General features: G+C 48.7%; 14 protein-coding genes. 11 read left to right on the top strand and 3 right to left on the bottom strand.

Annotated elements, in window-relative coordinates; all coding sequences use genetic code 11:
- Positions 1-57: 57 nt before the first annotated feature.
- Positions 58-1,725: a CoA-disulfide reductase gene (locus tag B4V02_RS22495; RefSeq protein ID WP_094156491.1), complete on the top strand. Its 1,668-nt coding sequence runs from the start codon at positions 58-60 to the stop codon at positions 1,723-1,725.
- Here B4V02_RS22495 and B4V02_RS22490 read toward each other — a convergent pair.
- Positions 1,710-2,078, bottom strand: a complete 369-nt coding sequence (locus B4V02_RS22490) for a VOC family protein (protein ID WP_007428547.1) — start codon at positions 2,076-2,078, stop codon at positions 1,710-1,712. The genes B4V02_RS22495 and B4V02_RS22490 overlap by 16 nt on opposite strands.
- Positions 2,079-2,226: 148 nt before the next feature.
- Between B4V02_RS22490 and B4V02_RS22485 the strand changes: the two genes are divergently transcribed.
- The 7 genes from B4V02_RS22485 (at position 2,227) to B4V02_RS22460 (ending at position 8,359) form a co-directional block, all read left to right on the top strand.
- Positions 2,227-2,556, top strand: coding sequence for a hypothetical protein (locus B4V02_RS22485; protein WP_043890715.1), 330 nt, complete (start codon positions 2,227-2,229; stop codon positions 2,554-2,556).
- A 173-nt stretch (positions 2,557-2,729) separates the two neighbouring features.
- Positions 2,730-2,852, top strand: coding sequence for a hypothetical protein (locus tag B4V02_RS27035; protein ID WP_279628250.1), 123 nt, complete (start codon positions 2,730-2,732; stop codon positions 2,850-2,852).
- A gap of 137 nt (positions 2,853-2,989) precedes the next feature.
- Positions 2,990-3,298 (top strand): hypothetical protein, encoded by a 309-nt coding sequence (locus B4V02_RS22480; protein WP_094156490.1) that lies wholly within the window; start codon positions 2,990-2,992, stop codon positions 3,296-3,298.
- A 724-nt stretch (positions 3,299-4,022) separates the two neighbouring features.
- On the top strand, positions 4,023-5,525 hold the full coding sequence (locus B4V02_RS22475; RefSeq protein ID WP_094156489.1) for an HD-GYP domain-containing protein: 1,503 nt from the start codon (positions 4,023-4,025) through the stop codon (positions 5,523-5,525).
- A 174-nt stretch (positions 5,526-5,699) separates the two neighbouring features.
- On the top strand, positions 5,700-7,145 hold the full coding sequence (locus B4V02_RS22470) for an ATP-binding protein (protein ID WP_094156488.1): 1,446 nt from the start codon (positions 5,700-5,702) through the stop codon (positions 7,143-7,145).
- 43 nt (positions 7,146-7,188) lie between these two features.
- Entirely contained in the window at positions 7,189-7,863 is a 675-nt protein-coding gene (locus B4V02_RS22465; protein ID WP_094156487.1) for an NAD(P)H-binding protein, read from the top strand.
- A gap of 115 nt (positions 7,864-7,978) precedes the next feature.
- A complete protein-coding gene (locus B4V02_RS22460) occupies positions 7,979-8,359 on the top strand; it encodes a RidA family protein (protein ID WP_007428554.1) in 381 nt (126 codons plus the stop codon).
- A 96-nt stretch (positions 8,360-8,455) separates the two neighbouring features.
- Here the strand turns inward: B4V02_RS22460 and B4V02_RS22455 are convergent, their stop codons facing one another.
- Positions 8,456-9,211, bottom strand: coding sequence for a hypothetical protein (locus B4V02_RS22455; protein ID WP_094156486.1), 756 nt, complete (start codon positions 9,209-9,211; stop codon positions 8,456-8,458).
- Between the two features lie 247 nt (positions 9,212-9,458).
- Between B4V02_RS22455 and B4V02_RS22450 the strand changes: the two genes are divergently transcribed.
- The 3 genes from B4V02_RS22450 (at position 9,459) to B4V02_RS22440 (ending at position 12,424) form a co-directional block, all read left to right on the top strand.
- Entirely contained in the window at positions 9,459-10,409 is a 951-nt protein-coding gene (locus B4V02_RS22450; protein ID WP_007428556.1) for a bile acid:sodium symporter family protein, read from the top strand.
- Between the two features lie 189 nt (positions 10,410-10,598).
- Positions 10,599-11,723, top strand: coding sequence for an NADH-dependent flavin oxidoreductase (locus B4V02_RS22445; protein WP_094156485.1), 1,125 nt, complete (start codon positions 10,599-10,601; stop codon positions 11,721-11,723).
- Positions 11,724-11,836: 113 nt separating this feature from the next.
- Positions 11,837-12,424: a GNAT family N-acetyltransferase gene (locus B4V02_RS22440; RefSeq protein WP_094156484.1), complete on the top strand. Its 588-nt coding sequence runs from the start codon at positions 11,837-11,839 to the stop codon at positions 12,422-12,424.
- Here the strand turns inward: B4V02_RS22440 and B4V02_RS22435 are convergent.
- Positions 12,390-14,015, bottom strand: a complete 1,626-nt coding sequence (locus B4V02_RS22435) for a response regulator transcription factor (protein ID WP_094156483.1) — start codon at positions 14,013-14,015, stop codon at positions 12,390-12,392. The two genes, B4V02_RS22440 and B4V02_RS22435, sit on opposite strands and share 35 nt — an antisense overlap.

The raw sequence follows: 14,015 nt of genomic DNA, 5'->3' as shown, positions 1-14,015 counted from the left end.
CAACATACCCCTATAGGTATATATTATACCCTGTAGGGTATATAAGGGGGCGAAGGAATGGGCAGAAAAATAGTTGTTATTGGCGGGGTAGCAGGTGGGGCTTCTGCTGCTGCGAGATTGCGCAGATGGAATGAGGAAGACGAGATTATTTTGTTTGAACGCGGAGAGCATGTTTCTTTTGCGAACTGCGGTCTTCCTTACTATATTGGCGGGACGATTCAGGCGCGTGAGAAGCTGTTTGTCCAGACACCCCAAGGGATTAGAGAACGCTTTAATATAGATGTGCGGGTACTGAACGAAGTGGTGCAAATCGACCGCGAGCATAAGCTCGTCCGCTTCCGTGACATGACGACAGGAGAGACGGGTGAGCAGCCGTATGACATTGTGGTATTGTCGCCGGGAGCCAAGCCGATGATACCGGACATTCCCGGATTGCATGAAGCTGCGAATGTATTTACACTAAGAAATATTCATGATACGGATGTCATTAAGACGTATGTAGATGAAAGCCAGCCCAAACATGCCACGGTGATCGGTGCCGGATTTATCGGGCTGGAGATGGCCGACAATTTGCGGGAACGCGGCCTTGCGGTGACCCTTGTTGACATGGGACAGCAAGTCCTTAATCCGCTAGATCCTGAAATGGCCAAGTTGGTAGAGCAGCATATGAAGCTGAACGGGGTGGAGATACGTTTGGAGGAAGGAGTTGCGGCTTTTGAAGGCCAGGGTACACGGCTCCGTTTGACCTCCGGTGATATGCTTCAGACAGACATGGTTATTCTGGCAATTGGTGTGGTTCCTGAAAATGAGCTGGCCAAGCAAAGCGGATTGGAGCTTGGTTTTCGCGGGGCTATTCAGGTTAATGCCCAGCTGCAAACCAGCGACCCGGCCATTTATGCGGTAGGGGACGCCATCCAGGTCAAAGACCGCAATCACGGGTTTGCAACCATGGTGCCGCTGGCTTGGGGAGCTAATCGCCAGGGGCGTTTGGCGGCAGATCACATTAATGGTCAGGCGATTTCCTATGATGGCGCGCTCGGAACATCCGTCATTAAGGTCTTTGCATTGACCGCAGCCTCTACAGGAAATAACGAAAAAACATTGTCACGGCTGGGCGTTCCCTATAAAGCGATTCATATTCATCCCGGTTCGCATGCAGGTTATTATCCCGGGGCATCGCCCATTGCGATCAAGCTGCTTTTTAATCCAGAGACTGGCGTGATATACGGAGCCCAGACGGTTGGAGCTGATGGAGCAGACAAAAGGATTGATGTCATTGCGACAGCTATTCGCGGCAATATGAATGTCCGTGATCTGGCTGACCTTGAGCTTGCTTATGCGCCTCCTTATTCTTCGGCAAAAGATCCTGTGAATATGGCTGGTTACGTGGCTTCCAATATCATGGATGGGCTGGTCCAAACGTTACAGTGGCATGAAGTTGACGATTTTCACCGCAATGGCGGTGTCATTATAGATGTCAGGGATAAGGTGGAGCTGCAGGCTGGAGCCATTCCAGGTTCTATTCATATTCCTTTGGCTGAGCTTAGAGATCGAATGTCGGAAATCCCTCTTGATCGGGAGATCGCGGTATCTTGTCAGGTCGGCTTGCGCGGCTATCTGGCGGCCAGAATTTTGACTCAACATGGTTATTCGGTGAGAAATGTTGATGGCGGCTACAAGACATATTCGGTCATGGCCGCTGAACGTGCTCATCTCTTGAAATAGTTCATTACCCATTCAATCTGATTCAGGTGATCCGTTACTTGGCCGTGCAGCGCACCAAAGAAGGTATCCTGCAGTTCCACGGTGATCGTCCCTTTTTCGGCCAATGCGTGGTAAGCGTGCTTAAGCTCCTCCTCACTCTCACAGTCGAGAATGATTTGTACATGCTGTGCTTTCAGCGGCTTACCGTAGGAATCGGAAAAATGGATAAGACTGTTGCCCAAGTGAAGCTCTGCGTGTAAAAGCTTGCCTTCATGCTTGTTCAGCACTTTGATTTCTCCACCAAAAACAGATTGATAATAATCAACCGTCTGCTGTACATCGTTTACAATGATATAAGGGCTTGCACTTCTCATGGGATCATTTCCTTTCATGTCTTTGATAGAGGACTTCTACTCTACTACTATACATTATTTACGTTGTCCGTGGGAATTACCCCTTCTCTTATCAAAAATGGCTTGGTTCACTGTGTGACGTCTGTTACAATAGAAGAGACATTTATGAATGGATAGAAAAGAGGTTGAACAGGTGGGCACTTCAATGATTTGGGAAGCGGCTATATATTGGATAATCCTGGTGATCGCCGCACTGTGTGTGATCGCAGTATCGGGTAGCCGAAAGACGGCAAGCACGATTATTTTGGCGCCCGTTGTTTTATTTTGTACCATATTTATGATGCAGGGCTCGATGTTAAATGTAATGAAGCACCCGACGATGGGGGCGAATGTCGGTTTGGGTATGGCATTTCTGACAACATGGGTGGTCAGCGGAATATTGTTTGCCGTAGCGCTTGTGATTGCTTTTATTAGATACAGCAAGAGGAATAAGGCGTAATTCAGCCTGAGGACTTCAGATGAATAAAGGCTTTCGGTGATATGCCGAAAGCCTTTTTTGTTTTGCAGGCAGATATTTAATGTCGCGAATTTGGTAAAAATAGAGCGGAAGGCCAAAAAGAGGTTTACAGTCTTAGCTGGAAAGTGTATACATAAAATAAGGAGGCGATTGCTATGAGTGATCGTGCATTTCATTTATTCTACATTATTTCCCTGACGGTTTTGGCATTGGGAAGCGTTGGGGGAATCGGCTGGTGGCTGCGCTCGGTCAGCCGCGAAGAGAAGGAAAAAAATTGAATTTGGCATGGGCATACAAGCCCAAATGCATCTTCCAGTAGGAGGATGCATTTTTATATGCTATAATGAGAACATATGTTCTTTATGATAATCATCTCGGTCAATGGCTGGCCGGGAACTGAAAGGGAGGAAAGATGATGCTGCCTGATTTGGAACGAAAGCTGCTACGTATTTTGTATAACTATTTTGCCCAGCATCGCCATATGCCAACGATGACGGAATTAACCGTCAAAACGGGCAAGCGAGATACTGAAATTACAGCCGCGTTGCGACATATGGAACAAGAGCGCTATATCACATGGGAAAATAGCACAGGCACCCAACATGTAATTTTACTGGAAGGATGGGAGCGGCCTTCGGTCCATAGCCGTACTCCAATGGAGACAGGGCGTTCCAATACACCAACGACACCGCCGGACAACACAGAATATTGGACGAATTATTAGAAGGTGAAGAGTTAACAAAATTCTCAGATATTTTAAACTGGAAAATTAATGAGTTTTTAAGGTGCATATCATTTAATTTTAAGAAAGAGAGACTATAATGACCGTATTAACCCCTTTTTGATCAAGCTATAGGCCCTGCCGATGTATCGGCAGGGCCACTTTTTTGTTCATACACAGGCTCATCAATATAAAAAATCCCCCGGGGATCATCCGGAGGATTGGGTGCAGTCTACGTATACTGCATGGCCTGTTCAAACTTCATCGTTTGACGGCATAATATATATTCAACCCCTGCTGCCTTGCATAATATGGTCAGCATGTTCATAAGGGGCAGTCTGATTCCACTGTTCATTTTCCAAACGACAAAAGCCCTACCTCTCTTTCGTCCTTGCGGCTCCGATGACCGCGCCAGTGTGAATGTGAAAATCTTTTGGCAAAAGCTCAAAATTCTACATTAGGGTTATACATAAAATTTGGAGAAGCTCCATGCGGTGATTAGGAGTGTAGCCTATTGCGCGGAATCCTATGGGGTTAATACATACTTTTACAGTATAGCAAGAATGATTCTAAAACACAAGGGGTCTTATTGGTAATCACGACAACCGCGTATCATCGGATATGTGGTTGTTTTGTTGGTGAAGAAGGTTAACTTTTGATGGTTGGACTCCGATATTGAATAAACAAGATATTATATGAGCGTACGGATGAAAAGAGGGGTAGCAATTTGCCGATCTATAAGCGCTTTATTCAGCATGTTATCCTGAACTATGTTATAGGTTCGTTTACCGCTGTATTATTGGTAGGTGCGATTTTTGTATTTTCCAAGCTAAATGTAGCCCAGTATGAATTACTCGGACTTGTGAAAATTATTGTAATTTCCAGTGCCATTATGATTGGCTGTGAAGTCATGGCGTTTCAGATGCATTTGAGACCGGTTCGTCGTTTTTTTTACGGTAAATCCACAACATTCAAGGATGCAGAAGCGGTGTATGTACGAATTCACCATCTGCCTAATTTGTCGGTTTTACGTATTATTGGGCCGCATTTGTTGGGGTTTTCCATTCCGGCAGCAGGCTTAGCCCTATGGATGATACATACCGGACAGCTTACCTTTCCTTTTTATTACGTAGTAATTGCTTGTATCGGGGCTTGTTTGGTTGCTTCTATGCACGCACTGGTTGAATTTTTCCTGACGATGAGAGCGATCCGGCCACTGCTGGAGGAGCTTCGAGAACAAACCCATCAGCATTATGGACTGAACCTGTCACTTCGGGGACGTGTGCTGCTATCACTGCGGCATAAATTTCAGTTGAGCGCCACGTTAATCGGTGCTTTTCCGTTGTTTTTATTTTGTCTGGCTACGCAGATTCGGTTGGAGCGATCGAATGCGACGCATTCCAGCTCCTATTGGCTATGGGCGGGAACGATTTTAATTTTTGGCGTGGCCTTTGCCTATTTGGGAGGCAGGTTGCTGACACGTGAGATCGAGCAGCCGATTCATCACCTGCTGGAGAAAATGAACGAAGTAAAGGAAGGCCGATTGAACAGTAATGCCAGCGACTTGTATTCCGACGAATTTGCGGAGTTGGTCGAAGGCTTTAACATGATGATCGAGGGCCTCAAGGAGCGGGAAGAAAAAAATGGCCAGCTCTTGGAAAGTTATTTTGTTACCTTGGCGGCAGCACTGGATGCGCGGGATGCGTATACCGCGGGACATTCTTTGCGTGTGGCGGAGTACTCTGTACTCATTGGGCGAAAGGGTGGCTTGAACGAGACGGATCTCGATTTGTTGCGTAAAACAGCCTTACTGCATGATATCGGTAAAATCGGCGTGCCTGATGCTGTATTGCTCAAGGATGGCAAGCTGACGGACGAGGAATTTGACCAGATTAAAATGCACCCAGTCATGGGAGAAAGCATTCTCCGCCGGGTCGAGCCTGCTTATGCGATGGCCCCTTATTTGCCCGGCGTGCGTTCGCACCACGAGCGCTATGACGGCAAGGGATACCCTGACCAGCTTTCCGGGGAAGATATCCCGCTTTTTGGACGGATTATTGCCGTAGCAGATGCATTTGATGCGATGACATCGGATCGCCCATACCGAAAAGGTATGAAGGAAGAAAAGGCGGTTATGATATTGGAGGAAGGCAAAGGGACTCAGTGGGACCCTTATTTTGCCGAATTATTTGTCCAGGAATGGCACCGGAATAAAGGCATTATAAGCTAAAATCAGAGATACCTTCACGAGGGCGAGCCGCTGCGGTTCGCTTTTTTTTGTGCACCCATGGAGTGCCTTTGGGGCATGTCGAAAGATGAGGCTTCATGTTATGATTACAAGAAAGGCAAGGGCGGTTAGCATAGGCGTGGCATCCAATTTTTTGTGCTATGGGAGTGTGAGTCCATGCAATTTTCAATAATGTTTGTAATCAATTTGGGGATGCTGATAGCTGTTGCTTATGTGGCAAACGTGATTTATAAATATGGCTTAAGCCGAACCTCTTCGCGGTTCAAATATATCAGCTCAGTACTGCTGATGGTATTTGGCGGATGGATCAGCTCTTGCTTTGGTTTTAATTTTAGTGAGACAGTGATCTTTGATCTGCGCTTCGTTCCGTTGATTATTTCGGCGTTGGTGTATCCGCGTTCCTATACGCTTATTATCATTGGGGTAGCGATTGGACTTACGAGATTTACCTTCGGTTTGAATATGGCGGCGTGGGCCGGCTTCCTGAATATGAGTATTCTGGGCGTGCTGTGCGCTGGATTGAACTATTGGATGCGTCGGTCCACCTGGCGTCTAATTATTAAGGCGTCGGTGACCATTTTAGCGGTTAATATCGTCAATACGATAAATATTTCCATCCTCGGCGTCATTCCCTGGCGCTATTATGTAGCGGAAGTTGTTCCTCTTACACTGCCTATCGGCGTGGTCCTCAGCTTCTTGTTTGCTCTGATTTTGCGTGATTTTCAGATGGAGCAATTGCGTAATTATCAGATTAAAAAGGCAAACCAGCTACTATCGAAGCAGCGCAATGAGTTGCAGAAGGCGAAGGTTGTTTTGGAGGAACGTGCCAAGCAGCTTATGATGGCCTCTCAATATAAATCGGATTTTATGGCAACGATGTCGCATGAGTTGCGTACACCTCTGAACAGCATTATTAATCTGGCGCAGATTATCAACGAGCAGGGGAAGGAACTGGATGAGGACGAGCTATACCAGTATAGCGAACTGATCTATGCCTCAGGGCATGATTTGCTCCAATTGATCAATGACATTCTGGATCTGTCCAAGGTCGAGGCCGGGCGCATGGAAATTGTAAATGAACCGGTCAATGTACTCGAGATTGCGCAGGTAATGATGATGCATTTTGAAGTCACTGCCAAGGAAAAAAATCTTGAATTCAGCCTGAAGGTACATGAAAATATACCGGATGAAATTCGGTCCGATCCCAAACGTGTACAGCAAATTTTGCGTAATCTATTGTCCAACGCCTTTAAGTTCACTCATGAAGGACGTGTATTGCTGGAAATCAGCACACAGCATCTGGATCGAAAGGGACAGGAGGGGGATTGGGTTGTCATTGCGGTAAAAGATACGGGTATCGGTATTTCAGAGCTTCAGCAGCATATTATTTTTGAAGCATTTCAGCAAGCGAACGGTTCCATTAATCGCAAATATGGAGGAACCGGGTTGGGGCTGTCCATTAGCCGCGATTTTTCGCGCTTGCTGGGCGGTTTTATTCGTCTGGAGAGTGAAGAAGGCAAGGGAAGCACCTTTTCCCTATACCTGCCTATGTGTCCGTCCGAAAGCAAGGAGGCAGACGAACAGGAGTTTAAATTAACCTGATGCATCATGGCAGGAGCACTAGGGTGGAGAAAGGAGGTTTATCATGGAACGTAAAGCGGTCGTTGTAGGGGCAACGGGGCTTGTCGGGGGATATGTTGTGCGGGAGCTGCTGGTGCAAAAGGAGTATAACCGCGTCATGGTTATGGGCAGACGTCCGCTGGAAATCAAGCATCCCAAGCTTGAGCAGGCACTTATCGACTGGAAGCAGCCGCAGAAGGCTGCGTTTGCCTTTGAAGGGGCTGATGATGTTTTTTGCTGTCTTGGGACGACGATGAAAAAGGCTGGCTCCAGGGAGCAGTTTCGCAGGGTAGATCTGGACTACCCGGTTCAGACTGCCCGTTTGGGGAAAGAAGCTGGTGCAATGCAAATGCTCGCTATTTCTGCAATGGGTGCCGACCCGGATTCACGTGTGTTTTACAATCGTACCAAAGGCGAGGCGGAAGAGGCGCTTGCCGCTATTGGATTGCCGGCGCTCCATTTGTTCCGTCCGTCGCTCATTTTGGGTGCGAGGCCAGAACGACGTCTTGGCGAAGCCGTTGCCGCTGTTGTCATGAAGGCGCTGGATGGCATGATGACGGGCAAGCTCGCTCCATACCGTGCCATCCCGGCTTCGGTCATCGCACGAGCCATGGTGCGAATTGCCCTCGCGCAGGCAAGCGGCGTACATATTTATCCGAATGATATTATTCGAGTTATCGGTGCGGATGACCATGTGTAAGACCACGTTCGGGATACGGTAATCCATAAGTGCGGGCATGAGTGCGGAATAGTGGCATTAAGCTTCCCGTGCTATAATACGGTAAACCAGTATCAGGAAGGAGAATCCAACAGATATGAAGAAAACAATTGCAACTGAAAAAGCACCCGGCGCTATTGGTCCTTACAGTCAAGCGGTAGAGGCGGGCGGGTTTATTTACACCTCAGGACAGCTTGGACTGAATCCGGCGACAGGTGAGTTCGGTAAAGACGTACAGGAGCAGGCACGCCTGTCCCTGAGCAACGTACAAGCCATTCTGGAAGCGGCAGGCAGCAGCATGAACCAGGTTGTGAAAGCGACTGTATTCCTGAAGGATATGAACGATTTTGTCAGCGTCAATGAAGTGTACAGCTCTTTCTTCGAGCAGCCGTATCCGGCTCGCAGTGCGGTGGAGGTAGCCCGCCTGCCTAAGGATGCGCTGGTGGAGATTGAAGTCATTGCATGGAAGGGCGAATAGGTCCAATAGACTCGTTAGAATAAAAATGACACGCCAAACGGGCGCCTCTGCAATAGGGGCACCCGTTTGCGCTTGTTAGTGAATGATCTTGATTCCTTAATCCCGATCACGGTTGCGGGCCAAGAATAGCCATAGCGCGTACACCAGAATAATTGCCGCCAGAATCCATGCGGCCAGCCGTATCTTCTCATGGTCTGGATGCCCGATGGCGATGGCGACGTAGGCCCAGACGAATACGAGGGGATAAATGCTGTCACGATAAGGGAAGCTGACCATGATGGCTAACGCGGTGCCGATAAGCAGGATGATGATTGCCCATGTAGTTTTATGGAGTCCCCAGGTGCTCCATTCATTTTTTTTCAGGGCACCCGCGATGTTGATAATGGCAGCAACGGATACCCAACCGAGATTCAGGCTGAATGGTAGCTTGACGAACCACATTTCCCCGCGAGTGGGTTGTGGCGTGCGGGTACGTACGTATACGACGCTTAGGGAGAGTAGGTATAAAATCATGACGATGACGCACAGCTCTACATATATATACTGCCACAGGAGAATCCAGATGATGTTGAAGAGACAGCTTAGAATAAAGAAAATACCGATGGATTGAACACTTCTCTTGGCTTGCCCTGCAGGTGTGGCTTGATACACGACAAAGCAGGCGAGCAGCAGGTAGATAAGCGACCAGATGGAAAAGGCATAGCCTGCTGGTGTTGCCAAAGTGGGATACATTTTGGATACAGCATTTGTGTTCTTGCCGCCGATGGGAAGCGTAGAAGCCAAGATATTAACGACGATCACAGCGATGAATGCAAGGATATTCCACCATGTATATGGATGTCTTCGTGACATAGAGATATTTCCTCCTAGTCGAGTGATGAACAAAAATGACCAGTTGGTCACAAACTTTTATTATGAATATACCCATTTTGCTACCCAATATGTCCGAACAGGAGAAAGCCGCATAATCCAAATAAATTCATAAAAAGTTGTATGTATATGCAGTCATATGTAGTACAATGATAAAAATTTGAACCACTATATGCTGGATTGAGAATTCCTGAAATTCAGCTTATATAGGAGTGAGGAGATAAGTAGAATGAATGGCTTGGAAAGAATAGGGAAATTCGTAGGAGGAACCTTTTCGATTTGGGTACTTTTATTTGCATGTCTGGGATTTTTCTTTCCTGCGGCGTTTATAGGGTTGAAAGGATACATACAGCTATTTCTTGGTATCGTCATGTTCGGCATGGGACTGACCCTATCCTCGGCAGATTTCCGTGAAGTATTCCGGCGTCCGGTGGATGTAGCTATTGGTGTGGTCGGGCATTATCTGATTATGCCGTTTCTCGCGTATGTATTGGCGTTGGTACTACAGCTGCCACCGGATATTGCGGTGGGAGTTATTCTGGTAGGTTGTTGCCCAAGCGGAACCGCGTCCAACGTAATGACTCTTTTATCAAAGGGTGACGTGGCGCTCGGTGTGTCGATTGCTTCAGTGTCGACGCTGATTGCTCCGCTGGCGACCCCGGCTATGATTAGCCTTCTTGCCGGGCGCTGGATGAATATTGACGCCAAGTCGCTGATTATGGATATTCTGATCGTGGTCATCGTACCGATTGTGCTGGGCGTTATCGTCAAATCGCTATTCCGCAAACAGGCGGATGCGAGTGTCAAGGCACTGCCGCTTGTATCGACGCTGGCGATTGTACTGATCGTGGCGATTGTGGTTGCAGGCAGCAAGGGCAAGATTTTGGAAACTGGTCCGATTATTTTTGCGGTAGTCATTTTGCATAATGGTATCGGGTTCCTGCTCGGGTATTGGTTTGCCAAGCTGTTCGGCATGAATCTTTCCAAACGTAAAGCCGTTACATTGGAAACGGGGATGCAAAATTCCGGATTAGGCGCTGCGCTGGCAGCCGCTCATTTTAATCCGATTGCTGCTGTACCGAGCGCGATTTTCAGTGTGTGGCACAATATTTCCGGCTCGTTGCTCGCCACCTGGTTTTCCCGCCGGGAGGAGAAGAATAGCACAGGTGGGAGCAATTAAGGTTCAGGTTTTCCGGACATTTAAGGAAGGTCAGAAAGGTTGGATTTGACTTTATAGAGGTGGATCATTATACTGTGGTTATTATAACCACTGTATTTAAGTGAGCGGTAGTATACAGGCTTTATCCATGGAAGTAAAGTAAGATCGAATTCATATCTGATTTGACCTAAACTGAAGGAGAGAGAACGAATGAACCCGAAATATAACCCTCTATTTGATACTTTTACCCTGCCATCTGGGGTTACGTTGAAAAACCGTATCACGATGGCTCCTATGACTAATTTTGCTTCCCATGAAAATGGCGAGGTTAGTGACCAGGAGCTGGCGTACTATCGTGAACGTTCTGGCGGGGTGGGCGCAGTTATTACGGCTTGCGTGTATGTAACTCCAGACGGCAAGGGCTTCGTGAATGAGTTTGGTGCGGACAAGGACGAAATGATTCCGAGCCTGCGTCGTCTGGCTGACACGATTCATGGGGAGGGTGCGAAAGCGATCCTGCAAATTTATCATGGCGGCCGCCTCTGTCCACCGGATCAAATTCCGGACGGACAGCCGATCAGTGCCAGCGCAGTAGCCGAGGAAAAAGAGGGCGCACCTGTGCCGCGTGAAATGACATCCGACGATATTCACCGTGTCATCCGCGCTTATGGCGAAGCGACTCGCCGCGCGATTGAAGCGGGTTATGACGGTGTAGAGCTTCACGGCGCGAACGGTTATCTGGTGCAGCAGTTCTTCTCCCCGCATTCCAACATTCGTACCGATGAGTGGGGAGGAAGCCTTGAAAAACGTATGGCCTTCCCGCTGGCGATTGTCCATGAGGTGAAAAAAGTGATCGCTGCACATGCCAAGCAACCGTTCATCTTCGGGTACCGTTTGTCTCCTGAGGAAGGACACACGCCAGGCATTACGCTGGACGACACGATGGTACTCGTAGATCGTTTGGCAGACGAAGGACTGGATTACCTGCACATTTCCGTAAACCATTTCTTCGGCGGTTCGTTCCGTGACCGTAGCGACGAACGTTCACGTACCGTTCTCATCCATGAGAAGGTTGGAAACCGTGTGCCGATTATAGGAGTTGGGTCGTTGAATACACCGGACGAGGCGCTTGCAGCACTGGAGACAGGTGTGCCGCTTGTTTCGCTGGGACGTCCGCTTTTGATGGAGCCGCAATGGGTTCAGAAAGTGCAAAACGGCACAGAAGATACCATTCGTACGACATTGTCCAAGCAAGCCCAACAGGAGCTGGTCATTCCGGACTACCTGTGGGGGGCGTTGACGACGGTTCCCGGCTGGTTGCCTGTTACGGATTAAATTTTGAATGGATCGAAATACCCTGGGTCGCTTCCATGCATCCGGGGTATTTTCTTGTTCTGTATTCCATGACTACAATGCATATCAATAACAGAGAAAGAAGGAGGCTGAAAATGTTACATGAAGCCAATGGCTCGACTTCGATAAAGTCCACCCATCCCGGGCTGCAAATTCGGCTTTTACAAGTAAGTGATGCAGAACGACTATTAGAGATCAGACGTGCAAATTTTGATTTTTTCAAGCCGTTTGAGCCGGAACGAGCTGAGGCTTACTTTACGCTGGAAGAACAGGCGCGTCTGATTTCCGTCGGTCTTGAGGCTGCACAAGCGGGACAAGGATATACGTTTGGACTATTTTTGCCGGAAAATGATAAGCTGATCGGCAGAATGGAGCTGTCGGGCATAGCTAGAGGCCCTTTTCAAAACGCGAATCTGGGCTACTTTGTAGACCCTGCCTATCACGGACAAGGCTATGCCACCTCCGCCGTGAAAGACATTGTACGCTATGCCTTGAGTGAGCTGGGATTGCATCGTATTCAGGCCGGGGTCATGCCGAGGAATACGCCGTCTATTCGAGTGATGGAAAAGGCCGGATTCCGCCAGGAAGGGCTGGCACTACACTATTTGAAGATTAATGGTGTCTGGGAAGATCATGTGCTGTATGCGATTACGGATGAGGATTTGCAGAATGGCGTTTTCTGAATTCGCCAGGCGTGACCCCCTCCAGTTTTTTGAACACCTTGCCAAAATATTTTTCATCCTGATACCCGACCATACCAGCTATATGATGAAGTCGCAGCTTGTCATTCAGCAGCAGCAGCTTCGCCTTGTCCATCCTGATTCGGCACAGATAGTCGGACAGATTCACGCCGTATTCCTGCTTGAATTTGCGAGAGATATATTCCCGGCTGAGGTAAAAACGGCTAGCCATATCCTGTAGAGAAATATCCTCGTTATAGTGGGCAACCAGATAGCGGGCAATATTATGGATCGTCGGGTTATTGGGACTATGGCTTGGTGTAAGTGCCTGACCGGCTGCCAGCATTCGGTTTTCGATCTGCTTTCTCCATAAGGGCAGGGATAGCAGTCCACGATTATCGATGGGCAGGGCCGGAATGGAGCCAGCTCCATCGGTCAGTTCCTCGCCTTCGGTATCTCCGGGCCTGTCATTCAGCCAACGGGCCAGCATCCAATCCAGCTCCTGATTCCAGACGGCAAGCTGCTCCACCGTAATCGAAGGCAACTCGGCAACTGCTGCTATCCAGCGGCCTACCGTTACAGCTACACGACTGGCATTGCAGCTAAGCGCGCTAAGTCGCAGCTCCTCTTCTATCTCGGGCAGTAGGGGGAGACGTACGGACTGTCGTGCAAGAGAGTTATGGTGCAGCCAAGCGGTGGCCTGCAACACATCTCTCTTCCACAATGCTTGCCTAGCCTCATGGTAGGCTGTAGCTGCCGCCACGGGAAAGGCACCGAAAGAGCCAACCCCGATATGCATATAGCAGCGCAATGCTGTTCTGATCCCTGCATGGATATCCTGAAGCAGCAGCGGCCAACGGGACGGCTCGCCCCAATACAGCAAAATAATTTCGTCCATGCGCTCCAGATGGCGGAATGCAATTCCGGTTTGGGAGGCCATGAGAAACTCATTGCAGATGTTAATCAGGGAAAAGCTCAGCAGCGGACGCCGCGTTTTGTATTTATCCAGCATATCGGCATCCAGTTGAGCAATGCTCATCACGGCTGCATTGCACATTTGAATCACCGCGGGAAGACCTAGCTCCTCGCGCAAGGGCGTGATGGAAAGAGCGGTATTCGTCGTACCGGACACCAGCTCAGTCAAGAGCTTATCCGCATAGTGCGGCCTCATCCGGTTTACTTCGATGGCTTGCATTGTCTGCCTGCGCCGATCTTGCTCCGCTGTTCGCCAGGCCTTGGTGGCTTTGGATAGAGCCTCGTTAATCTCTACAGGGTCTACAGGCTTGAGAATGTAGTCCATGCCTCCCCGGCGGATAGCCTGTCGGACCAAATCAAAATCGTCATGGCCGCTTACCACCACGACTCTGGTCGCGGGGGAATGGACCTGAATCCACTCCATCAGAGCTACTCCATCTTTGCCGGGCATCCGCATATCTGTGAGTACAACAGGTGGGGAAAGGGCGGTGATAACCTCAATCGCCTGATCGCCCGACTCGGCTTCGATTACCTCGGTCACGCCGCAAGCCTCCCAATGTACGAGCATCCGAATGGCATGGCGCACATGCTTTTCATCATCTACAATCAGGACTTTCAT

Origin of the sequence: Paenibacillus kribbensis, assembly GCF_002240415.1 — a bacterium.
Taxonomy (GTDB): domain Bacteria; phylum Bacillota; class Bacilli; order Paenibacillales; family Paenibacillaceae; genus Paenibacillus; species Paenibacillus kribbensis.
Note: the sequence above shows the minus strand (reverse complement) of the source record. Positions and strands in the feature narration are given on the sequence as shown.